The following is a 21,247-nucleotide window of genomic DNA, read 5'->3' on the forward strand; positions in this document are numbered from 1 at the left end:
GGCTAGGCTCCTTGGATCAGGCGGACGATGGCGGTGGTGACGGCACCGGGTGCGTCGAGCGGAGGCATGTGCCCGGAGTCCGGCAACACCTGCATGTACGCGCGCGGCCAGATCTCGTGCAACTTCTCCGACTGGGTGACGGGGGTGACGTCATCACGGTCTCCCACCAGGATATACCCAGGGATCTCAGAAAGGACTATACCTGCTTGCAGCTCGGAGTGAGAAAGCAGATCCTGGAAGTAGCCGGCGTAGGTCTCCAGGGGTGTTTCGCGGATCATGGCAGCGTGGAAGTCCACGATGTCGTACGGCATCGGCCGGAAGTAGAACGCCAGCGCCAGGACGGGCGAGATGGTGTCCGTGACGATCTCGCGCACACCCTCGGCAAACCTCGGCGTGTAGCGCACTGCCTTCTCCAGCACCCCGCCGATCGGCCCCGCGAGCACCTGCGGTAGGCCCTGCATGGTGAACGGCTCGACGGCGCTGGACACCTGCACACTGCCGGCCCAGGTGAACTCGTCCGCGTAGCGGCGCATCATGGACAGCGACACCGGCCCGCCCAGCGAGTGCCCCACCACGATCACGGGGCCGGTGGCGCCGCGCTCGCGGAGGACGGCGACGCAGGCGTCGGCGGCGTGGTCGATGGTCAGGGCTTCGGGTGCCGCGGTCGCGTTCTGCCCGTGGCCGGGCAGGTCCACGAGGAGCTGGCGCACCTCGGGGCACCGCTCGCGCACGTCCCGGACCTGCATGTAAAAGGTCTCCGCGGAGATATTGAAGCCGTGGACGTAGATGACGGTGGGCGCCGCGGGGTCGGTCGGGCCGACTTCGTACCAGTGGACGCGGGGGTGGTGGGCGGTGGCGTCGATAAGCGTGGTGCCCGAGCGCTCGTAGCTGAGGCCGAAGGTGCCGTCGGCATCGTGCAGCTTGGCGCGCGTGTCCAGCAGGTTGCGGCGCGCGGCGGGCGTGAGGGTGCGAAGGTACGCGAGCGGATGCAGCATATTTACACCTTATTATGAGGGTATGGAACTCTCACAACGCCTCAATCTTGGGGACTTGGGCAAGCTTATCGACGCCCCCTCGACCGACTCCCCCACCGAACCCGAGGACACCGACGCGTTCTCCCGGCTCGCCGCGCTGATCGAGCGCATCACCGGCGAGGAGGACAGCGTGCACCGCGAATCGCGGCTGTCGGACGTGGACGTGTCCTCGCTGGACCGGGTCGAGCTGGCCATCCGAATCGAGGACGAGTTCGGCGCGCGGGTGACCGAGCAGATCTACGATGAATACGAGACTGTTGGCCAGCTCGCAGAATTCTTGGAGGAACACGAGTGAGCATCGCGTACTTAACTGACATGGACGGCGTCCTGCACCGCGAGGGCGACATGATTCCGGGCGCGGACCAGTTCATCGCGCGGCTGCGCGAGGAGGACATCCCGTTCATGGTGCTCACGAACAATTCGATGCAGACCCCGCGGGATCTGTCCGCGAAGCTGACGCGGATGGGGCTGCACATTGAGCCGGAGCGGATCTGGACCTCCGCCACGGCGACGGCGAAGTTCCTCTCCCAGCAGGCCGGCGAGGCCTCCGCCTACGTGATCGGGGAGGCCGGGCTGACCACCGCGCTGCACGAGATGGGATGGATCCTCACCGAGGCGGACCCGGACTTCGTGGTGCTGGGCGAGACCCGCACCTATTCCTTCGAGGCGCTGACCACGGCCTGCAATCTGATCCGCGGCGGCGCCCGCTTCATCGCCACCAACCCGGACCTCACCGGCCCGGGGCCCAGCGGCGTTATTCCGGCGACGGGCGCGGTCGCCGCCATGATCACCGCGGTGACCGGCCGCGAGCCCTACTACGTGGGCAAACCGAACCCGGTGATGATGCGCTCGGCGCTGAACAACATTGGCGCCCACTCCGAGCACACCGTGATGATCGGTGACCGCATGGACACCGACGTCAAGTCCGGCATGGAGGCCGGCATGCGCACCGTGCTCGTGCGCACGGGCATTAGCGACGACGCCGAGATCGCCCGCTACCCGTACCGCCCCACCCAGATCGTGGACTCGGTCGCGGATCTGGTTGGGCGGATCCGCGACCCGTTCGGGGACTAGTCAGCGACGTAGAAGCGCTGCTTGTTCACAAACTCGTCCATGCCAAGCGTACCGAGCTCGCGGCCGAAGCCCGAGTTCTTCACACCGCCGAACGGCAGCTCCGGGCCGCGCGCCTGCGGGATGTTCACGTGGATCATGCCGGTGACCACGCGGTTGGCCACCTTCTTCGCGCGCTCCTCGTCCTGGGAGAACACCGCACCGCCCAGGCCGTAGTTGGAGTCGTTGGCTAGCTTGACCGCCTCGTCGTCGCTTGCAACCTTGTAGATCTCGGCGACGGGTCCGAAGAACTCGGTGTAGTAGGACTCGGAGCCGACGGGGACGTCGGTCAGCACTGCCGGGGTGAAGTAGGCGCCCCCGCCGGTCAGCTCGCCGCCGGTGTGCAGCGTCGCGCCTTCCTCGACGGCCTTCTTGACCTGCTCGTCTAGGATCTCCGCGGCGTCGCGGGAGGACAGCGGGTAGAAGTGGCCCTCTTGCGGGTCCAGCGGGTCGCCCTGTGTAAACGCCTTCGCGCGGCGCACCATGGCGTCGACGAAGTCGTCGTAGATGTCCTCCATGACGATGATGCGCTTGTTCGAGGTGCAGGCCTGGCCGGTGTTGGCGATGCGCTTGCCCCACGCGGTGTCGGCGGCGGCCTCGACGTCGTCGGTGTCCAGGATGATGTAGGCGTCGGTGCCGCCGAGCTCCAGCAGCGCCTTCTTCAGGTTCTGACCCGCGGTGGCGGCGACGGCGCGGCCGGCGCGCTCGGAGCCGGTGAGCGAGACGCCCTGCACGCGCATGTCTTCAAGCAGGCTCGCGACCTGGTCGTGGGTGGCGCGGATATTGGTGTACAGGTGGGCAGGTACGCCGGTGGCCTGGATCGCTTCGTCGATAATCGCCTGGATGGCCTCGGCGGAGCGCGGGCAGATCTCGGCGTGCTTGAGCAGCACGGTGTTGCCCGCCATGAGGGTCGGGGCAGCGAAGCGCGCGACCTGGTAGTACGGGAAGTTCCACGGCATGACGCCAACGATCACACCGGTGGGGACTTTGCGGATCACAGCCTCGCCGCCGGTGTGCTCGATCGGCTCGTCGGCGCTGAGCTCGGCGCCGTGGTCCGCGTAGTAGTTGAAGATGTTGACCACGTCGTTGAGCTCGGCCTCGCCCTGGTCAAGCGGCTTACCCATTTCCTCGGCGATAATGCGGGTGAGTTCGGGGCGCTTGGCGTCGAAAAGCTCGGCGACCTTGTGCAGCAGGGCCGCGCGGTCCTCAAAGCTAACCTCGCGCCACTGCGCAAAGGCGGCGTCGGCGCGGTCGAGGGCCGTGGCGAGGTCCTCGTCGGAGATGAAGTCGAAGGTCTCGACGACCTGGTTGTTTACGGGATTTTGTACGCGATACTGACTAGACATGCGCCCCATCGTACGGCCGTGACGTGACGCTCGCTACAAACCCATGCGATTCCGCGTATGCGTCCAACTTCTCGGCGAACGTGACCAGCGCCTCTGCAGGCGCGCGCAAGGTTTCGCGGCACTCGTAGGTGCCGTCCGCCGCACGGCGCCACCGGGTAAACCAGATCGCGTCATCTTCGCTCGTGGTAGGGGCCTCGGGCAGCTCGCAGAGCAGCTTCTCGACGCCACGCCTCCACCGCCCCTCCATCCCAGCCACCGTGAGCGTGGCCGTAGCGGTGCTGTGCTGGCGGGTGTGGGTGGTTTCGCGCGCAGTCAACGAGGTGTACGGCGCGGCCAATGTCGTAGTCATGGTGTGGGGGACCTTCCGTGGATTGCTTCGCGGTTTCGGTGAACAACACCCCACACCCGGTGACTAGGCGGGTTCCGGCGCGGTGACTAGGCGCGCCGGCGGGGTGTAAGACGAGAGGTTCGTCTTCCCCAACGGCCTCTGGCTTAACGCGACCAATCTTGCGCCACACACGTTCACTCCGGCAACCCTAAACCCCAGGTTGATCCCCCTATTTACTCAAGCTGAGGTAGAGGGTGAGCGCCCCGAACACGGGTGGAGCCGCACCGCGTTCCATCACATCCACCCCTTTATGTGTGCTATGTCTCCCCCGTGAGTCTAGTGTGTGTAGCAACACCCTCACCCATCACTACGGAAAGGTATCCCATGACTGAGACCCTGCAGGCCAACGCGGAACACGTGAGCGAAAACGACCAGTTGCGCGACGCTGCACAGCAATGGCTCGCCGACCTGGAAGCGGCGACGGCGACAGGCGACCCAGACGCGGCGGGCCAGGCCGCCGCCGACCTCTTCGAACCCGAAGGGTTCTGGCGCGACCTCATCGGCATGACCTGGAACCTCTACACCGCTGAGGGACGGGAAGAGATCGCGCGCATGGTCGCCGCAACGCACCCCGATAGCACAATCACGAATACCGAGCTCACTGACGTCGAGGACGAAGGCGACGGCGTCACGCGCCTGCACTTCACCTGCGACACGGGCCATTTCCACTGCCGCGGCATCGCCAGGCTGCGAGACGGCAAGGCGTGGACCCTGCTCATCTCCGGCCGCGAGCTGAAAGACTTCCCGGAGAAGAAAGGGCGCAACCGCGAGCTGGGCGCGCAACATGGTCCTAAGCAGGACCCGGAGAACTGGGCGGACCGCCGTGACAAGCGCCGCGCCACCCTCGGCGTTTCGGAGCAGCCGTACGTGCTCATCATCGGCGGTGGCCAAGGCGGCATCGCGCTGGGTGCGCGCCTGAAGCGCCAGGGGGTGCCGGCGCTGATCGTCGATAAGGCGGACCGCCCCGGCGACCAGTGGCGTGGCCGCTACCACTCCCTGTGCCTGCACGACCCGGTGTGGTACGACCACATGCCCTACCTGCCGTTCCCCGACGATTGGCCGGTGTTCACCCCGAAAGACAAGATGGGCGACTGGCTCGAGCACTACGTGGGCATCATGGACCTGGACTACTGGACCAACGCCGAGGTCAAGCACGCCGAGTTCGACGAGGCCCAGCAGCGCTGGGACGTGCGCCTGACCCGCGACGGCAACGAGATGACGCTGCATCCGACCCAGCTCGTCTTCGCCACCGGCATGTCTGGGGTGCCGAACCGCCCGCAGCTGAAGGGCCAGGAAAACTTCGCCGGCGAGATTCGCCACTCCTCCGAGCACCCCGGCGGTGATGTGGACGCGGGCAAGGACGTGGTGATCCTCGGCGCGAACAACTCCGCCCACGACATCGCCGCGGACCTGGTGCACAACGGCGCGCGCCCGGTGATGATCCAGCGCTCGTCGACCCACATCTCGCAGTCGGATTCGCTGATGAAGTACGTCTTCGGCCCGCTGTACTCGGAGGATGCGGTGGAGGCTGGCATCGACACCGACACCGCGGACCTCCTATTCGCCTCCTGGCCGTACAAGGTGCTCCCCGACGCGCAGCGCCCCGCCTTCGACCAGATCCGCAAGGATGACGCCGAGTTCTACGACTCGCTCGCCGACCGCGGCTTCATGGTGGACTTCGGCGACGACGACTCCGGCCTCTTCCTCAAGTACCTGCGCCGCGGCTCCGGCTACTACATCAACGTCGGCGCCTCCGAGCTCGTCGCGGACGGCTCGATCCCCGTCCACTCCCCCACTACGATCGCCGAGGTCAAGGAGCATTCAGTCGTGCTTGACAACGGCACCGAGCTCCCCGCCGACGTCATCGTGCTGGCCACCGGCTACGGGTCCATGAACGGCTGGGTCGAGCGCCTCATTGACAAGGAAACCGCCGACCGCGTCGGCCGCGTCTGGGGGCTTGGCTCCGACACCACCAAGGACCCGGGCCCGTGGGAGCGCGAGCTTCGCAACATGTGGAAGCCCACCCAGGTCGACCAGCTGTGGTTCCACGGCGGCAACCTCCACCAGTCCCGCCACTACTCGCGCTACCTCGCCCTCCAGCTCAAGGCCCGCTACGAGGGCATGGACACCCCCGTCTACGAGCTCGCGGAGGTCCACCACACCTCCTAGCAGTTTGCTTATCGACGCCACCGCCCCCCCTACAGCAGCCGCACCGCCAACACGCCGGCGATGATGACTGCGAGGCCGAGGGCACGCGTGGCGTCGATAGGCGTCTTGCGCGCGCCGAACGCCCCCACCGACTCCATCACCTGGCCGCCGACGATCGTGCCCGCGTTGAACGCGATGACCGTGGTGGCGGTGCCCAGGATTGGCACGAGCGTGGCGCCGCCGATGACGAAGATCGCGCCCACCACGCCGCCGAGCCACATCCACCACGGCCCCGGCTCTACCTTGCGGGTCAGCTGTTTCGGGCTGGTCACGAGCACCGTAGCCAGCAGTAGCACCGCGCCGACGGCCAGGTTGATCTCGGCCGCGTGCAGCGACGATCCCGCGACCGTGCCCAGGTACCCGTTGACCGCGGCCTGGACCGACGAGCACATCCCCACGCCCACACCGATGAGCCGGTAGAGCCACACCTCGGGCCCGTGAGCATCGCCCGCAACATTCTTCCTGCCCACGCCCAGCGTGACCACGATGCCCACCAGCACCACCATGGCACCGACGATGCGAATGAAGCTCACGTGCTCCTGCGGCGAGTGGAACAGGCCGAAGTGGTCGATGCTTAACCCCATGATGATCTGCCCAAGGATGGGCAGCACCACCGTCTGCACCGCGCCCAGCTTGGGAAACAGCAAGATGTTGCCCAGCACGAAGCAGGACCCCATGAGTCCGCCGAGCCAGATCCACCACGGCGTCTCCGTGCCCGGCGCGAACTGCGGCAATGGGTTTCCTACCAGCACGGTAGTGGCCAGGATGGACAGCAGCAGCGCGATGCTAAACGACGTCAGCGCCGGGACCACCGGCTTATTGTTCACGCTCTGGCGCAGGCGGGAGTTGGCGGCGGTTTGGATGGGGATGATCGCGCCGATCGCCAGCGCAATGGGGAGGTGCAACATAGGCACTCATGCTATCTGGTCGGGTGCCGCGGGGAGCGCGGCGCGCAATATTTCCCCGTCCCGCGAATGGCCTAGACCGTCCCACCTGGGGAAACGATAGAGGGGGTCGCGGGAAAGGGGAAATTTTACGCAGCCTCGTCATCCCGCAGCCCCGGAGGCAACCCCGGGCCCCTACCCCAGGTTCTCGGCGGCGCGCACGACCAGTTCCCAGAACCGGTCGGCGTCCAGCTCGGTGGCTACCGAGGTGTGGCAGTCGGCGGGGGCGGGGGCTCGGAAGTCGGCGACGGTGCGGCCTGCGGTGAGTGCGCCGGAGAGCTCTACGTCCACCGGCACGGGCACGGTCTTTACCACCGACGGGTCGATGAGGTAGGCGATGCAGCAGGGGTCGTGGACCGGCGGGTTGTCAAAGCCCTGGTTGTCTTTGTAGTTGGTGCGGAAAGCGTCGAAAAGCCCGACGACCAGGTCGCCCACGGGCGTGCCGAGCGCGGCGAACCGCTGCTCCACCTCGGGCGTGGCCAGGGCCTGGTGGGTGAGGTCCAGGCCGACCATGACCACGGGCCAGGACTCGTTGAACACAATGTGGGCCGCCTCGGGGTCGGCGACCACGTTGAACTCGGCGGACGCGGTCCAGTTGCCAGTGCCGTAGGCCCCACCCATGAGCACGACCTCGCGGACGCGCTCCACGATGCGGGGCTCCAGGCGGGCGGCAAGCGCGATGTTGGTCAGCGGGCCCGTGGGCACAAGGGTGACGGTGCCGGGTTCCTCGGCCATGATGGTGTCGATGATCGCGCGCACGGCGTGCCCCTCCTGGACCGCAACCTCCGGTTCCGGAAGGTCGAAGCCGTGGATCTCCATGCCGGAGTCGCCGTGGATGGCCTCGGCGGTTTCCACCGGGCGCACCAGGGGGCGGTGCGCACCGCGGTAGACGGGCACGTCGGTGCGGCCGGCCACCGTGAGGACTTGGGCTGCGTTGCGGGTGACCTTGTCGATGGTGTGGTTGCCGCCGATCGTCGTTAAGCACAACAGCTCGATCGAGGGGGTGCCGAGGGCGAGGAGAATGGCTACCGCATCGTCGTGGCCCGGGTCGCAGTCCAGGATGATCTTACGCACGCGCGGCCTCCTCGGCGGCGATCGTGTCGGGGAGGTCCTGCGGGCGCGGGATGAGGAACGAGGTGCAGAACGCGGCGATGAGCAGCACCAGGCCGGCGATCATGCCGGCGCGGTAGCCGCCGCCGTTGTCCGCAAACGAGGTGACTACGGCGAAGATGACGGTGAAGGAGATGCCGGCGCCCAGGTTGAACGCGCCCGCGTTCAGGCCCGGCAGGTAGCCCTGGTTGGACTTCGGCGCGAGCACGACGTGGAGCGAGCCGAGCATGATGTTGGCAATGCCTGCGTAGGTGACGCCGGCGGCGACGGAGACGAGGAAGAGCAGCCACGGCGTCGGGTTGCCCACCACGAACACGCCGAGCAGGACGGACAGGGCCGCGCCGCCGATGCCGATCTTGAGCACCGTGGTGTAGCCGAGGCGGCCAGCCATGTAGCCGGCGATGGGACCGAAGATGAGGCCGGCGATGGCGTAGGGGGTGAGCGTCCAGAAGGAGACCGTGCCGGCGGACAAGCCCGGGCCGTTCGTCGCGTCCTGCGCCAGGTTGGGCACCAGGCCGTTCATGACGGCGAAGATGCCGGTCATGGTGAGCGTGGTGGTGGTCAGCAGCGCCCAAGTGCGGCGCTGGGTGAGCAGCTCGGGTTGGACCAGCGGGTGCGAGCTCGAATTTTCGGCGCGCCAGAAGAAGAACAGCGCGACCGCGCCGATGATGAGCAGCACGATGACCAGGAACCAGTTGGCCTCCGTGAGCGCGCCGGCCTCGTTGAACGCGGTGAGGATCGTGCCGATGGCCACCACCAGGAGGACCACGCCCAGCCAGTCCATGCGCTGGGTCTCGCTGGACTTCGTCTCCGCCACTCCGAAGCGGATGGTAAAGACGGCCGCGAGCGCGAACGCGCCGATGACCCAGAACAGGGAGCGGAAGCCGAAGGCGGAGGTGAGCCAGCCGCCGAGCAGGGCGTCCACGCCGGCGATACCACCGTTAATGGAGGTCAGCACGCCAACCAGCAGGGCGAACTGCTTCTCATCGCGCACGGCCTGGCGCAGCATGACAGACGTCAGCGCCACCGTCGGGCCGGACACGCCCTGCACCACGCGCCCCAGGAACAGCATTGGCACGTTGGTGGACAGGGCGGCGATGATGGAGCCGATCACGGTCACGCACATCATGGCCACGAGCACCTTGCGGCGCCCAATCAGGTCGCCCCAACGGGGCATGAACAGGGAGAACAGCGCCGCGGCGGTAAAGAACGCGGTCTGCGTCATGCCGATCTGGTTGGTGGTAGCGTTAAGCTCCACCTCCATGGTCGCCAGCGCCGGGGCGAGCATGGATGCGTTGAGCTGGAATGCGAAAATAGCGGTGAGCAGGGCCAGCATGAGCGGCCAGACCTGCGAGGACGGAAGTTTGTGCCCGGCCGCGCCGGGCGCCTGGTTGGGTTGCATACCCATCAGCCTAGGGCATGGGGTGCAAAATCACTTCCCCAGCGCTGCCCAGATCGCGGTGTTGGTCTCCTGCCACAGGGGCTTGGCCCAGTCGCCGAACTCGCGGTCCGTCAGCGCCACCATCGCCTGCCCATCGGCGACCCACAGGTAGGTGCCCGCCATACCGAAGTGGCCGACCGTGTCTGCAGGCATCCCGTCGCCCGTCCAGTGCGGCGCCTTCTCCCCCTTGATCTCAAAACCCAGCCCCCACGGGCACGGCTTCTGCATCCCGTAGCCGGGCACCACGCCGCGCAGGTCCCCGAACTGGTTGCTGAACGCCTCTCGCAGCGTCTCCTCGCTCAAAAGCTTCGGCGCCATGAGCTCCTGCGCGAACAGGACGAGATCGCTTATCGACGCCCTCCCGCCATGCCCCGCCGACCCATACACTTCAGCCGTCTGCATCCCCAGGGGCTCGAAAACCCCCTCTCGCATGTAGTCCGCGAAGGCGAACCCAGTCTCTTGTTCCAGGTAGTCCGCGAGGATCTCGTAGCCGGCCGACGAGTAGATGCGTCGCTCCCCCACCGGCTTCTGCGGCTCGCGGGAGGCGAAGCCGACGCCGGAGGCGTGCGCGAGGAGGTGGCGGACGGTCGCGCCTTCGGGCCCGCAGGCGTCGTCTAGCGAGAACGCTCCTTCTTCGACGGCGAGGAGGAACCCGTAGGCCGAGAGCAGCTTGGTCACGCTGGCGAGTTCGTAGACGCGCTCGGCGTCGCCGTAGGTGGCGGTGCGGGTGCCGATCAGGGCGGCGCTGACGTTGTCGGCGGGCCAGGTGTCGAGGTAGTCGTCGAGGCGGAAATCCATGGTGTCGAGCGTACCTGCGCTCCGCTGATGTGGACGTGACACACGTGGCGTGTAAGCTAGCTCTCACCTAAGTGCCTCCGGGCCACGGGTCACCGGCCGAACGGCCTTCATAACTGCACGCAGCCTGCGCGGAGACCCGGGCAGGCCCCAACGAGCACGAGAGGGAGAATCGATGACCGGTTCCTCCAAAGTCACGCCCGGTTCCGCGGGCACAAAGACGAAACCCGACAAGCGCGACGACCGCGCACACGACACGCACGGTGAGGGTGCTGGCTTCCTCGGCATCATTGAAAAGATTGGTAACAAGCTGCCGGACCCATTCTGGCTATTTGTCATCCTCGCGGGTGTCGTAGCCGTCACGTCCTGGATCGGCCACAAGGCTGGCATGTCCGCAGTAGACCCCGGCACGGGCGAGACGATCGAGGTCCAGTCCCTGCTGACCACCGAGAACATCTCGCGCATGGTCACCGACGCGGTGGAAAACTTCATCGCCTTCCCGCCGCTCGGCGTGGTGCTGTCGGTGATGCTGGGCGTGGCCGTGGCGGAGCAGACCGGCTTCCTCGGCGCGCTGGTGCGCGCGATGGTGGCCAAGGTCGGCCCCGGCATGCTCACCTTCATGGTGGCGCTGGCCGGCGTGACCGGCTCGGTAGCCTCCGACGCGATCTACGTCATCATCATCCCGCTGGGCGCGCTGGCGTTCCACGCGCTCGGCCGCTCGCCAGTGGTGGGCGCGATGGTGGCGTTCGCGGCGTCATCGGCAGGCTTCAACGCGTCCCTGATCCTGAACATCACGGACCTCCTGCTCGCCGGTATTTCCACCTCCGCCGCCAATATTGTGGACGAGGCCTACGAGGTCTCACCGCTGGCCAACATCTACTTCGTCATCCCGTCCGCCATCGTGCTCGCGCTGGTGATCACCGCCGTGACCGAGTTCTACGTGGACAAGAAGGCGCAGGCACTGGTCAACCACGACCACATCGAGACCGAGGAGCTCTCCTTTGACAAGATTGAGAGCCGCGAGCACGCCAAGGCCCTGAAGGAAGCCGAATCCGGCGACCCGTTGCTGGAGGAGGCCGCCGGCAAGACCAAGGAGAAGGCCGCCGCCGAGAACGCGGCGGCCCAAGGTCGCCCCGACGACTACCAGGAGGGCGAGCTCACCGAGGACCAGCTCAAGCTCTCCCCCATCGAGTGGAAGGGCATGGTGTGGTCCACGATCGCACTGGTGCTGTTCCTGATCGCGTACTTCTGCCTGCTGTTCATCCCGGGGTCGCCGTTCGCGCGCCCCGAGGAGGGCTTCATGGAGTCTCCGCTAATCCGCGCGATCGCGGTCCCGATTTCCCTGGCGTTCTTCCTCATGGGCCTGGTCTACGGCCTCATTGTCGGCACGATCACCTCCGCCGCTGACATCCCCGAGTTCATGGCCCGCGGCCTGAAGACGCTCCTGCCCATGCTGGTGCTCTTCTTCGCCGTCTCCCAGTTCCTGGCCTGGTTCAACTGGTCCAACCTGGGCGCCTGGACGGCGATCAACGGCGCGGAGCTGCTGCAGCGCTGGAACCTGCCAAACGTGCTGCTCTTCCTGGGGTTCGTACTCATGGTCACGCTGATCAACCTGTTCATCACGTCCGGCTCCGCGCAGTGGGCGCTCATGGCCCCGGTGGTCGTCCCGATGATGATGTACGTAGGCGTTTCCCCAGAGGTGACCCAAATGCTCTACCGCATCGGCGATTCCCCGTCGAACATCATCACCCCGATGTCGCCGTACTTCGCCCTCGCGCTGACGTTCCTGCAGCGCTACTACAAGAAGGCCGGCGTGGGCACGCTCATGTCGCTGGCCCTGCCGTACACGATTGCCATGCTGGCGGGCTGGTTCATCTTCTTCCTCATCTGGTACTCCGTGGGCATCCCGCTCGGCCCGGGCTCGCCGATGCACTACCAGGTCTAAGTCGACGACGCGTTTTGGCCCCGCGCTTTCTCCGTTCCGGGAGAGCGCGGGGCCTCGGTGTTTTTTGGGCGTTTACTTCGACGTCGACGGGATGATCCCAGGCAACGGGTTGGGCACCACCCCCTGGAGCACCATGTAGTAGCCGGTCGACCCGGCCGCGAATGCACCGAGCAGCGCGGTAAGCACGATGTCGGCGCGGCTCGCGCTGCGCACGACCTCGGCGAAGCTGCCCGCGGCTATGGCGTCCTCGAAGCTGGAGCCGACGGCGCGCTCGTAGCTGTTCTTTACCGAGCTGCCGGAGTTGACCACTACGGTAGCGTCTCGCTGGAACTCGTCGTAGCTGGGGCGACTCGGGGTGGCTGCATGGGAAGAAATTGGGGAGATTGACATGGTGGCCACGGCAATTGCGGTGGCGACGACGGGGACTCGATGTTGCATGCCGCTCACAGTAACACTTTTTTGTATCGATTTTGTGGGGTAGATGTTTTGGGTTCGGGTCTTGCCTGGGGGACCCGCCGCGACATGCGGATTTGGCCGACCGTTCCGCAGATACCGTTAGTAAGATACCGACAACACGCTCCTGAGCAGCGTCTTCGGGTTCTTAATATCGGTATCTATACGCGGGACGACAGGAGAGGCACTGCCCCAGTGGCCGGGCTACCCACCAGGGTGCGTGCGGCACCCCAAGCTTGAAAAAATTATCCGATTCCACTGTGCACACACTGGAAAAACGTGCTTTCATAAACACGTCATTGCTTCCCCCTCTGCTACGAAAGGAAGACTTCCCGTGCCAAACGCTCGTGAACTCACCCGGATGCTCAACGACGTCCAGCAGCTCGTCCCCGCCATCGTCGGCGCAATCGTTGCGATCGCAACAGCTATCGGTGTCCTCGTCCCAAGCCTGGAAGATGGCTCCAGCAGCAACGCACTTGGCGGCAACGCCGGTACGAGCAACAGCCGCCCGACCGACTCGAAGGGTGGGTTCTCGAAGCCGGAGACCACCGTGAGTAACTACCTGGTCGACCAAGAGAAGTTTAAGCCGTATTCGTTCCAATCGAATGTGTCCGTCACGGTGGGCGGCAAGGATTATGCAAAATCCCTCATCTCGACTGCGGGGAGACCATACGAGAGTTCCCAGGTGTTTGTCGTGCCTGCAGGATATGAAAGCCTGAACTTCACTGCTGCATGGGCTGACACTGTTCCTAACTCCGGCGGTGTAGGAATCGTCACAGTCACCCTCGACGGGGGTGAACGTGGCAAGGTTTACATCAAGCAAGGTCAGAAAAAGTCACAGAAGATCGACGTCCGCGGCGGGGGACGAGTTAAAATCTCTGTCGACGCTGTAAACAATCTGGACGAGAAGAAGGATGCAGCGGCTAACGGCCTTGCATTGCTTTCCCCAGTGCTGAAGTAATTCGGCTCGCTCGTCTGAGCTTCATGGAGCGGTCCTAGATTTCGATCTCGGACCGCTCTTTCGTACGTCTAGCCCGGTTACTCCCAGTCGTCAGCGCCCACGCCCTCACCGACCGGCCCATCGCCATCCGTACCTGCCTCCTGCTCCGCGATCATCGCTTCCTGCGCGGGCCACATTTGCGACGCGCACTGCTGCGTCCACCCCGACGTCCCGTCAGTGAAAAAACGTGGTTCCGGTTTCGTGGATGCTCGGGTCGCCGCACGAGGCAATCTGCTTGTCCATCACGTGGGGCGCCTCGTTGCCCGGTGCCTCCGTAAAGCCAATGACGGGTTCAGCGGGCTCAGCCTCCGCCGGCGGGAGGGTCTGCTCAGTCACCACAGTTGCGGAAGCCTCCGCTGCAGGCGCATCTGCCGACTCCGTAGCCTGCGTCGCCGCGGGGGCTGGGGTAGCACCGCCCTTTCCCACTTCCGCTAGGTCAAACTTCGCATCCGCGATTCCCAGCGCCACCGCAGCCTCCGGGACCGCATACGTTCCGTACACACGAACCTTCTCTCCAGCCGACGCGCCAGTCGACGCGCCAGTCGACCACGGCTCGTACCCCGATGGCTTCTCGCATGCATCCGCAGGCTTGCCCGTGTTCTTGAAGCTCTCCTTGTCCCACACCACCGGCGCGTCCAGTCGAACCTCCCCGGCTTCAGCACTGAGTACGCCACGCACCTGCACGAGCGTCTCCCCCTCAGCCACGGCGGCGTCCCCGCCGGCCACACACTGCCCGCCAAGCAGGATCTCCTCGACTTCGATGCTGCCCTGACACTCCCCTCCGTCGCAGCCAACGGGCAGGGTATCCCCAACCGCGGCGAACTCAGGCACGGAGGTTGTCGACGTCACCGTCGTCGACTCCGCCTCCCCCGATCCGGCCCCAGAACCCGAACATCCAGCAAGCGCCAGCACGCACGCGGCGCCGAGCGCTACCACCACACGATTCACTTTGACTCAAACCCCTTTGTACAGCGGGAAACAATGACACACTTCTCACACTAGTGAGCCACGACTCCATTACCCGTGTTCCTGCTCTTCCCCGGCCTGCCCTGCACCTGTGCGTTGAGGAAAGAGTCCCTCCGCAACGACTACCGCGATGCACACGATTTACAACACGGTAAAATACACGCACGCGCTCACGTCCAAGGCTTCCGGTTAAAACCGTTCTGCGAAGCTTCACAGTATCAAGGCTGGATTGGGTCCCCGCATCATCTTCAAAACGGTCCTCTGCGGCGTCCCTGCCCGTATTCGCCAAGGCGTTTGATAACGGTACAACGCACTGGTTCCACTCCCGTGCAGCGCCCTCTTCAGCTTGTTCCCGAAGCTTCCTTCAGCGGTTTCGTCATGCGTATTCATACCGAATGCCCCCCTCAGCTGATCCACTCCCCGTTTGGTGTACCAATGAAAGGGACCGGTCTGTTTGTGAGTCGGTGCCACCGACAGCGAGTGCACCGACGTGGGCCATCCCCAGGTGCGTGAGCCAAAACTGTGCATACGCCCTATTCACGTGGCTGCGCTATCAACGTTTCGTTGTGGAATTGGCGGATGGGATAAGGTCATTAGTGCCCACCCGACAGGAGAACACCCCGCATGTATCAACTCTTCGTTGACGAGTCCTACCAGAAAGGTCACTATTACGTGGCGGGCGTCCTCGTTGACGAAAAGCAATGTGAGACCTTGGTGACGCGACTCGATGAGCTTGCTGACGGTCTGCGAGAACGCAATGGCTGGCTTGTCTCACCTGAGTTTCATGGCCATGCCTTGATGAATGGGTTAGACGACTGGAAGAGCCTCAATGGCAACTTTGGAGCGTGTGTGTCCATCTATCAAAAGGTGCTGCACGCAATACAGAACTCGGGTGCCCGGGTATACCTTGAAGGCGTTGATGTTAACCGGCTTAATGCGCGATACAAGTACCCGGATAGTCCTCACGAGGTGGCGCTCCGCCACACGCTTGAGCGCGTCAATGAGTACTGCGCACGCAACGGGGAGATGTGCAAGGTCATTGCCGACATGGTGCCGCAGCAAGACGATTTTAACGAGGCAATCCAAGGATTTACCCGCGTCAGCACTCCGGGTTATCGCAGTCAAAAACTACTTTGCGTTGACGGCGACATCGAGTTTGTTGACTCTAGGGAAAGTAGGGGCGTGCAGGCAGCAGACATGTCTGTCTATGTGCTGCGCCGCCACCGAGAAGAAACAACCGCGAGTAAGTCGGCACGCAGGGCGACCGCGCGACTCGTAAAGGCACTCGGTCCCGCTCTCGTCCACGAGCGGAAGTGGCTTCCTTAGACTAGAAAAAGCTCTGGAGCCTACGCGGCTCCAGGCGACAACGTTCCGGTATCCGGCTCGTCGTAGCCTTAATTTAACCTATTTTGGCGCTCTTGGTCAAGATTTTACACAGTTGGACTTGCGCTCCCCTCGTACAAGAATGAAACCCTGGGCACGTCTATCGCCTCTCCCGAAGACAGCGGTGTGATCTCCGATTCTGCCCTTGTCAACCTCTCCTTGCACGGGGCATTTCCCAATCACCGCTCCGGAAACAGCGCAATCCCCCACACGCCCACGGCAACGGCAACTGCCACGAGCACCCACCACAGCGCCCCGTGCGGACGCGCGAACCACGCATCCGCAGCGAGCCACACCGCGCTCGGCACCGCCAGCGCCAGGCCCAGGAACGTGAGCGCTCGCCAATCGGGCAGCTCCCGGGCGCTGAGCAGCATCACCATGCCCAGCGCGAGCAGCCCTCCCGCCAACGCGCGCGGCCGTGGCCATCCAAGCGGAATAATCATGCGCCCGATGCTACCCACGCCCGCCACACGCGCACCGACAAACTACGCTTATGCACCATGACCGGCCGCTACCTCGACACCTATGACGCCGCCTGCGACCGCGCAGCCGCGCAGGTCATGGCCCACTACTCCACCAGCTTCTCGCTGGCTACCAGGCTCCTGCCGCAGCCCATGCGCACGGACATCCGCAACCTGTACGCGGTTGTGAGGATCGCGGACGAGATCGTCGACGGCACCACCGCCCAGGCCCACGAGTGCGCCGAGACCGCACTCGACGCCTACGAGGCTGCCGTCCTCCACGCGCCCGCGCACCGCTTCCACGCCGATCCCGTCCTGCACGCCTTTGCCGCCACGGCCCGCGCGTGCCGCTTCCCCGATGCCGAGCTGCGCGCCTTCTTCGCCTCCATGCGCTCGGACTTGCCCGACCAGCCGGACCTTCCGCTCGACGACTACATCTACGGCTCCGCCGAGGTCATCGGCCTGCTCTGCCTGCGCGTCTTCTTCCGCGGCAACGAGGCCGCGCTCACCCCCGACCTCGCCGTCGGCGCACGCGCGCTCGGCTCCGCGTTCCAAAAAATCAACTTCCTCCGCGACGTCGCCGAGGACTCGGCCCTCGGCCGCAGCTACGCCGAGCACTCGCTTATCGACGCCCCCACCCACCCCTTCATCCCCCAAATCCGCACCGAACTCGCCCAGGCCAAGGAGCAGATCCCCAATCTACCGGCCCGGGTCCGCCCGGCGGTACGCGCAGCCACCGCCCTCTTCGAAGAACTCACCGACCGCATCGAGGCGACTCCTCCGGCCCAGCTGCGCACCACCCGCGTGCGCGTGCCCAATCACCGCAAGCTCGCGATCGCGGCCCGGGCGCTGCGTCAGTAACAGCTACACCGCGCAGTTGAGCAGCTTGTCGGTGAACTCCTGGGGCGCGCCCTGCTCGCGCAGGCGGCCGGTGTTGTAGCACTTGAAACCGGTCTCCGTCTTGCCGTCGGGCTCGACCACGTGCCACTGCTCGCCGTCAGCGCGGAAGGCGACGATCCAGTCGGTCTGGTTCGCGCCCGCGACCGCCCACTTGCCGTCGCAGTAGTCCACGTTCGTACCGGTGTGGTTGGGCCACCCGGGGACGAGCTGATCAAACGCGCCCGGCTGGCAGGAGGCGGCCTTCGCGTGGCTACCATTGGCCGCGCCGGCGCCGAGCGCCGGGATGGCGATGCCGGCGGCGCCCGCCAGCGCGGCGAGCTCGCCAAGCCCCGGAACCTCCGGGATCTCCAAACCGGGGACGTCGATAAGCCCCTGCGAGACGGCGACGTAGCTGCCGGCACCGACGAGCGCCAGCACGCCCAGGCTGATGCCGGCGATGGCGCCGGGGCTCAGCGACGAAGACTCCCGGGCCGGTTCGGCGGCGTAGGCGGGGCAAACGGCGGTGGCGGCGACGGCGGAGGCGACACCGAGGGAAAGCAGCGTGTTCTTCATGCCCACTACTCTAACGGGTTTTCGGCCGCCTGCGCGACGGCCTGGGCGGTGGCGAGGTCCTGCCACGGCATGCCCACCGTCTTGAACACCACGCGGCGGTCCGGGTCGAGCGCGACCTCGCCGCGCACCACCTGGGCCATCGTGATGAGGTCCTCGCGGCGCACGGTGCCTTCCTCGGTGGCGAGCACCACGTCGCCGCCCTCGCGGTAGGCCACGGTCGGGTCCTCCACGATCACCTGGGCATCGGTGAAGACGTCTGCGGCCAGCTCGCGGGCGTCCGCGGTGTGGGCGCCGACGGCGAGGACGGTGGCGTCCTTGCGAAGCTCCGCGCCCGTGACGATGGGCTCAGGCGACGTGGTCGCCGTGATGACCAGCCCGGCGCGGGCGAGTGCGTCCTGCGCTGCCGCAGAGCCGGAGGCGGCCCAGGGGTAGGCCAGGTCTGCGGGCTCCGTGCGCGAGATGAAGGTGATGCGCGGCTCGCGCACCCCGTCCAGGACGCTTTCCAGGGTGGCGGCGTGGCCGAGGCCCTGCGCCCCATTGCCGAAGATGGCCACGTCCAACGGTTCGTTCGAGACCGTGAGGCGGTCCAGCACCCCAGCGATTGAGGCTGCGGGGGTGCGGAGGGTGGTGAGCGCGGTGGCGTCGATAAGCGTGTGCGGCGTGAGCGTCTCGGAGTCCATGAGCAGGTAGGACCCCTGCACGAGCGGGACGTCCACCGTGGAGCCCGCGGGCTGGATGCCCAGGATTTTCACCCCCACCGCGGTGCCGGCCGCCGACGGCATGAGATGCATCTCCCCGTGCGGGAGCGGCACCTTGGTGCGGAGCGGGTCAGTGGCGGGGTCGAAACCCGCGGCGAGGGTCTGGCGCAGCTTCTCGACGGCCTCCGCCGGCGACACCGTGCGGAAGACGTCATCGTGATCAATAAAACGCATGCGCCCACCCTACGTGGGGCAACTAGACGCGGCCCTTGAGCGAGGCTGCGCCGTCGTCGAGGTGGCGCGAGTCGCCCTTGTCCTTGTCCTTGTCCTGCTTCGGCTGCGGCGAGGGCAGCACGCCCGGCAGCGGGTTGGGGATCATGCCCTCCTGCACCATGTAGTAGCCGGTCACCGCGACCGCGCCCAGTCCGAACAACACGGAAAGGACAACCTCCGTAGTGGAGGACTTGCCCTCCTCGGAGGAGCCACCCTTGCCCGCGATCAGGTCATCCAGGCTGGAGCCCGCGGCCTTTTCGTAGTTGTTCTTCACCGAGCTCATGCTGTCCACGATCTCGGACGCGTCCTGGCGGACCACGGGCATGCCGCCCAGATTGACGGTGTCCCCATTCGCGGCGTGAGCGGGAGCGGCGGTGAGCGAAGCGGTGGCCACCGTGAGCGCGGTAGCGGCGGCGATGATGCGTGAATTCATGGATCAAACACTAACACTTGCGCGTGCTTCATGCGCGATTTACCCCCTCTGAACTGGCGATTTTGTTTTTCGCCAGATATGCGCCAAAATGATTAACCGTTGCACAGAGCAACAAAGAAAATATTCCTCCATAGCTCAGTTGGCAGAGCATTCGACTGTTAATCGAAGGGTCACTGGTTCGAGCCCAGTTGGAGGAGCAGTACTTGCAAGGCCCCGCACTCCCCACGGAGTGCGGGGCTTCGCGTTTGGACGAGCATGCCCTCCAGGCAACGCTCGTGAACCCACCCCTGGTCGATGGGTTCCCCAGAAGCCGTTTGACGCGAGCGAGCTCATCGTAAGTGCTTCGCTCCGGCATCGACAACCACCCGGCAGTGGCAAGCGAGTGCAAACGCTGCAGCGAAAGCGGTACCTCCCCGATTTCCCTCTCTAGGCCTTCGCGCAGATTCGCCTCGCGTGCCCGCAGCTCCGCATCGTTCGCTCGCCTTAACTCCAACTTCACCGCGCTTACCTTTCCACCGCCACGACGAGCCAGGACACCACTACTAGGCACGCTGCACATGCCCGAGAGAACTCAGATTCTAACTTCACAGTCGGTTCCGAGTTCGTGCGCTAAATAAATAGTGAGCAGCTTCTCCTGGTCAAAGATCAGTGCCTGTAGGGTCATTAGATAAGCGGTGACCTGGCGCGTTTCAACACACGGACGGAGATAAATTTGAAGGTATCTACCTACTTACAGATTTCAATCTTCGGAGGTCCAAATGAGCACACGGCGAGAAACCCGGAACATATCGAAGAACAACTCCGCTGTGCTTTCGCGCAATAGCGAATACACTCCTGCGCAAGGAAGCGCGATCCGACGCCGTCAGGAATCAATGGCTGCAGTAAGACGCAATCTTGAAGAGAGGGAAGCGAAACGCCCAAAGACCCGCTGGCAAATTTTCTGGCACGCGATTCGCAACGCATAACAGCCACGATGGTAGTCCCGCAGGGTGAATTGTGAAGCCGAGACTTGCCACGAAAGCTGCCCACAAAGACTCCACCGCAGCCAGCCCCTTCTAGCAGTAACTCCAAAGGCACGAGGAGAACAGTCCAAATTGAAGCGGTAAGACAAATACCCACAACGCGATGTTGTGGGTACTACTGGTCACTACCATAAATGAGACATCAACAGAAAGCGGTCAGCATGCCTCCAGCTCTCGTCCGTTCACTGCCTCAGCGTGAACTTGCGACGCGTTGGTGAGCGAGCCACTAGTCGCGGTCATCCTCATCAAGTGCTTAAGTCCTAACTCCAAAAAGCCCCGCTCCTGCGTTTTCACATGAAAGCGCAGGGTAATGTCGTCTATGGAAGGAATCCGCTGAAGGGACAGAAGCTCCACGCCAACAACACAATCAAATCGATCGAAGTCTACAATTACATCTGCGTTCAGCTCATCCGAGTGCGAAACAGGGCGATCAGTGAGCTCTATGTAGCCAGCTGACATTTCTGGCGAGCGCGTCACCTGAATTTGCATTTCGGACACCCCTACTTTCTCTTAGTGAATACCGTTACAACTTCGACCGGACAAGAGTCGTTGATCGTAACTACGCAAACTACATTACCCAAGTCTGCTTCATAAACTGTTCTATTCGGTTCGTTTCCGGGCCTCGACAAATGATAATTCTCGAGAACATTGCGAATATTGAAGCGTCCTGGGTTTAGTTCCTACCTCTGCTAAGGAAGGATTGGCACTATGCCCAGAAAATATTCCGCCGAATTCAAGGAGAAGGCGGTCCATCAGATCATCGAAATGGTCCGCCTGGAGTCTTG

The 21,247-nt window shown here is 64.6% G+C and carries 21 protein-coding genes and 1 tRNA gene; 8 read left to right on the forward strand and 14 right to left on the reverse strand.

All coding sequences use genetic code 11. The features are described 5' to 3' along the window. Positions 1–2: 2 nt before the first annotated feature. On the reverse strand, positions 3–995 hold the full coding sequence (locus EAW56_RS05590) for an alpha/beta fold hydrolase (RefSeq protein ID WP_122085556.1): 993 nt from the start codon (positions 993–995) through the stop codon (positions 3–5). A gap of 22 nt (positions 996–1,017) precedes the next feature. On the opposite strand from EAW56_RS05590, the gene EAW56_RS05595 reads away from it, so the two are divergent. Together EAW56_RS05595 and EAW56_RS05600 are read left to right on the forward strand one after the other, a co-directional pair. Beyond that, on the forward strand, positions 1,018–1,329 hold the full coding sequence (locus EAW56_RS05595; protein WP_122085557.1) for an acyl carrier protein: 312 nt from the start codon (positions 1,018–1,020) through the stop codon (positions 1,327–1,329). Between the two features lie 20 nt (positions 1,330–1,349). Beyond that, a complete protein-coding gene (locus tag EAW56_RS05600) occupies positions 1,350–2,108 on the forward strand; it encodes an HAD-IIA family hydrolase (RefSeq protein WP_095546593.1) in 759 nt (252 codons plus the stop codon). Here the strand turns inward: EAW56_RS05600 and EAW56_RS05605 are convergent. Then, positions 2,105–3,490: an NAD-dependent succinate-semialdehyde dehydrogenase gene (locus tag EAW56_RS05605; RefSeq protein WP_122085559.1), complete on the reverse strand. Its 1,386-nt coding sequence runs from the start codon at positions 3,488–3,490 to the stop codon at positions 2,105–2,107. The genes EAW56_RS05600 and EAW56_RS05605 overlap by 4 nt on opposite strands. Continuing rightward, the gene (locus tag EAW56_RS05610; RefSeq protein ID WP_122085560.1) at positions 3,483–3,839 is read right to left on the reverse strand and encodes a hypothetical protein; all 357 of its coding nucleotides are present in this window, start codon (positions 3,837–3,839) and stop codon (positions 3,483–3,485) included. Before EAW56_RS05610 ends, EAW56_RS05605 begins: the two co-directional genes overlap by 8 nt. A 363-nt stretch (positions 3,840–4,202) precedes the next feature. Here EAW56_RS05610 and EAW56_RS05615 point away from each other — a divergent pair, with 363 nt between their 5' ends. After that, complete coding sequence (locus EAW56_RS05615) at positions 4,203–6,047, forward strand: NAD(P)/FAD-dependent oxidoreductase (RefSeq protein WP_122085562.1); 1,845 nt, start codon at positions 4,203–4,205, stop codon at positions 6,045–6,047. Between the two features lie 29 nt (positions 6,048–6,076). Here EAW56_RS05615 and EAW56_RS05620 read toward each other — a convergent pair whose 3' ends face one another. The 4 genes from EAW56_RS05620 to EAW56_RS05635 all read right to left on the reverse strand — a co-directional run bounded on the left by EAW56_RS05620 (position 6,077) and on the right by EAW56_RS05635 (position 10,379). Then, on the reverse strand, positions 6,077–6,994 hold the full coding sequence (locus EAW56_RS05620) for a DMT family transporter (RefSeq protein ID WP_122085563.1): 918 nt from the start codon (positions 6,992–6,994) through the stop codon (positions 6,077–6,079). 171 nt (positions 6,995–7,165) lie between these two features. Further along, positions 7,166–8,104: a uridine-preferring nucleoside hydrolase UriH gene (uriH, locus tag EAW56_RS05625; RefSeq protein WP_122085565.1), complete on the reverse strand. Its 939-nt coding sequence runs from the start codon at positions 8,102–8,104 to the stop codon at positions 7,166–7,168. After that, a complete protein-coding gene (uriT, locus tag EAW56_RS05630) occupies positions 8,097–9,542 on the reverse strand; it encodes a uridine transporter UriT (RefSeq protein ID WP_244213363.1) in 1,446 nt (481 codons plus the stop codon). The genes uriH and uriT overlap by 8 nt, the downstream gene beginning before the upstream one ends. 30 nt (positions 9,543–9,572) lie before the next feature. Beyond that, entirely contained in the window at positions 9,573–10,379 is an 807-nt protein-coding gene (locus EAW56_RS05635) for a serine hydrolase domain-containing protein (RefSeq protein ID WP_122085568.1), read from the reverse strand. 172 nt (positions 10,380–10,551) lie between these two features. Between EAW56_RS05635 and EAW56_RS05640 the strand changes: the two genes are divergently transcribed. Continuing rightward, positions 10,552–12,321 carry an AbgT family transporter gene (locus EAW56_RS05640; protein WP_122085569.1) on the forward strand — a complete coding sequence of 590 codons (1,770 nt, stop codon included), beginning with the start codon at positions 10,552–10,554 and terminating at the stop codon, positions 12,319–12,321. 72 nt (positions 12,322–12,393) lie between these two features. Here EAW56_RS05640 and EAW56_RS12555 read toward each other — a convergent pair whose 3' ends face one another. Continuing rightward, a complete protein-coding gene (locus EAW56_RS12555; RefSeq protein WP_147453257.1) occupies positions 12,394–12,759 on the reverse strand; it encodes a hypothetical protein in 366 nt (121 codons plus the stop codon). Positions 12,760–13,108: 349 nt separating this feature from the next. Between EAW56_RS12555 and EAW56_RS05650 the strand changes: the two genes are divergently transcribed. Continuing rightward, positions 13,109–13,735, forward strand: coding sequence for a hypothetical protein (locus tag EAW56_RS05650; protein ID WP_095534957.1), 627 nt, complete (start codon positions 13,109–13,111; stop codon positions 13,733–13,735). 213 nt (positions 13,736–13,948) lie between these two features. Here the strand turns inward: EAW56_RS05650 and EAW56_RS12705 are convergent, their stop codons facing one another. Further along, on the reverse strand, positions 13,949–14,722 hold the full coding sequence (locus EAW56_RS12705; RefSeq protein WP_165765793.1) for a hypothetical protein: 774 nt from the start codon (positions 14,720–14,722) through the stop codon (positions 13,949–13,951). A 642-nt stretch (positions 14,723–15,364) separates the two neighbouring features. On the opposite strand from EAW56_RS12705, the gene EAW56_RS05655 reads away from it, so the two are divergent. Beyond that, positions 15,365–16,066, forward strand: a complete 702-nt coding sequence (locus EAW56_RS05655; RefSeq protein ID WP_095535497.1) for a DUF3800 domain-containing protein — start codon at positions 15,365–15,367, stop codon at positions 16,064–16,066. 236 nt (positions 16,067–16,302) lie between these two features. Here EAW56_RS05655 and EAW56_RS05660 read toward each other — a convergent pair whose 3' ends face one another. Next, complete coding sequence (locus EAW56_RS05660) at positions 16,303–16,566, reverse strand: hypothetical protein (protein ID WP_147453258.1); 264 nt, start codon at positions 16,564–16,566, stop codon at positions 16,303–16,305. 57 nt (positions 16,567–16,623) lie between these two features. Between EAW56_RS05660 and EAW56_RS05665 the strand changes: the two genes are divergently transcribed. Continuing rightward, positions 16,624–17,445 carry a phytoene/squalene synthase family protein gene (locus EAW56_RS05665; protein WP_122085575.1) on the forward strand — a complete coding sequence of 274 codons (822 nt, stop codon included), beginning with the start codon at positions 16,624–16,626 and terminating at the stop codon, positions 17,443–17,445. Positions 17,446–17,448: 3 nt separating this feature from the next. Here EAW56_RS05665 and EAW56_RS12560 read toward each other — a convergent pair whose 3' ends face one another. From EAW56_RS12560 to EAW56_RS05685, 3 genes are read right to left on the reverse strand one after another with little or no spacing between them, the layout of a single operon-like run. Then, the gene (locus EAW56_RS12560) at positions 17,449–18,036 is read right to left on the reverse strand and encodes a hypothetical protein (protein WP_147453259.1); all 588 of its coding nucleotides are present in this window, start codon (positions 18,034–18,036) and stop codon (positions 17,449–17,451) included. Positions 18,037–18,041: 5 nt separating this feature from the next. After that, positions 18,042–18,968: an ornithine cyclodeaminase family protein gene (locus tag EAW56_RS05680; RefSeq protein ID WP_122085580.1), complete on the reverse strand. Its 927-nt coding sequence runs from the start codon at positions 18,966–18,968 to the stop codon at positions 18,042–18,044. Between the two features lie 22 nt (positions 18,969–18,990). Next, complete coding sequence (locus tag EAW56_RS05685; protein WP_122085581.1) at positions 18,991–19,440, reverse strand: hypothetical protein; 450 nt, start codon at positions 19,438–19,440, stop codon at positions 18,991–18,993. Positions 19,441–19,564: 124 nt separating this feature from the next. Between EAW56_RS05685 and EAW56_RS05690 the strand changes: the two genes are divergently transcribed. Continuing rightward, positions 19,565–19,637 (forward strand) — tRNA-Asn (locus tag EAW56_RS05690). A 981-nt stretch (positions 19,638–20,618) separates the two neighbouring features. Here EAW56_RS05690 and EAW56_RS05695 read toward each other — a convergent pair. Continuing rightward, complete coding sequence (locus tag EAW56_RS05695) at positions 20,619–20,951, reverse strand: DUF2283 domain-containing protein (RefSeq protein ID WP_122085583.1); 333 nt, start codon at positions 20,949–20,951, stop codon at positions 20,619–20,621. Positions 20,952–21,247 lie beyond the last annotated feature (296 nt).

Origin of the sequence: Corynebacterium gottingense (assembly GCF_003693265.1) — a bacterium.
In the GTDB taxonomy this organism is placed as follows: Bacteria; Actinomycetota; Actinomycetes; order Mycobacteriales; family Mycobacteriaceae; genus Corynebacterium; species Corynebacterium gottingense.

Excerpts from the sequence above, each read along its gene's own strand:
- EAW56_RS05590 (WP_122085556.1), bottom strand. The coding sequence starts at position 995 with ATGCTGCATCCGCTCGCGTACCTTCGCACCCTCACGCCCGCCGCGCGC.
- EAW56_RS05595 (WP_122085557.1), top strand. The coding sequence starts at position 1,018 with ATGGAACTCTCACAACGCCTCAATCTTGGGGACTTGGGCAAGCTTATC.
- EAW56_RS05600 (WP_095546593.1), top strand. The coding sequence starts at position 1,350 with ATGGACGGCGTCCTGCACCGCGAGGGCGACATGATTCCGGGCGCGGAC.
- EAW56_RS05605 (WP_122085559.1), bottom strand. The coding sequence starts at position 3,490 with ATGTCTAGTCAGTATCGCGTACAAAATCCCGTAAACAACCAGGTCGTC.
- EAW56_RS05610 (WP_122085560.1), bottom strand. The coding sequence starts at position 3,839 with ATGACTACGACATTGGCCGCGCCGTACACCTCGTTGACTGCGCGCGAA.
- EAW56_RS05615 (WP_122085562.1), top strand. The coding sequence starts at position 4,203 with ATGACTGAGACCCTGCAGGCCAACGCGGAACACGTGAGCGAAAACGAC.
- EAW56_RS05620 (WP_122085563.1), bottom strand. The coding sequence starts at position 6,994 with ATGTTGCACCTCCCCATTGCGCTGGCGATCGGCGCGATCATCCCCATC.
- uriT (WP_244213363.1), bottom strand. The coding sequence starts at position 9,542 with ATGCAACCCAACCAGGCGCCCGGCGCGGCCGGGCACAAACTTCCGTCC.
- EAW56_RS05635 (WP_122085568.1), bottom strand. The coding sequence starts at position 10,379 with ATGGATTTCCGCCTCGACGACTACCTCGACACCTGGCCCGCCGACAAC.
- EAW56_RS05640 (WP_122085569.1), top strand. The coding sequence starts at position 10,552 with ATGACCGGTTCCTCCAAAGTCACGCCCGGTTCCGCGGGCACAAAGACG.
- EAW56_RS12555 (WP_147453257.1), bottom strand. The coding sequence starts at position 12,759 with ATGCAACATCGAGTCCCCGTCGTCGCCACCGCAATTGCCGTGGCCACC.
- EAW56_RS05655 (WP_095535497.1), top strand. The coding sequence starts at position 15,365 with ATGTATCAACTCTTCGTTGACGAGTCCTACCAGAAAGGTCACTATTAC.
- EAW56_RS05660 (WP_147453258.1), bottom strand. The coding sequence starts at position 16,566 with ATGATTATTCCGCTTGGATGGCCACGGCCGCGCGCGTTGGCGGGAGGG.
- EAW56_RS05665 (WP_122085575.1), top strand. The coding sequence starts at position 16,624 with ATGACCGGCCGCTACCTCGACACCTATGACGCCGCCTGCGACCGCGCA.
- EAW56_RS12560 (WP_147453259.1), bottom strand. The coding sequence starts at position 18,036 with ATGAAGAACACGCTGCTTTCCCTCGGTGTCGCCTCCGCCGTCGCCGCC.
- EAW56_RS05680 (WP_122085580.1), bottom strand. The coding sequence starts at position 18,968 with ATGCGTTTTATTGATCACGATGACGTCTTCCGCACGGTGTCGCCGGCG.
- EAW56_RS05685 (WP_122085581.1), bottom strand. The coding sequence starts at position 19,440 with ATGAATTCACGCATCATCGCCGCCGCTACCGCGCTCACGGTGGCCACC.
- EAW56_RS05695 (WP_122085583.1), bottom strand. The coding sequence starts at position 20,951 with ATGCAAATTCAGGTGACGCGCTCGCCAGAAATGTCAGCTGGCTACATA.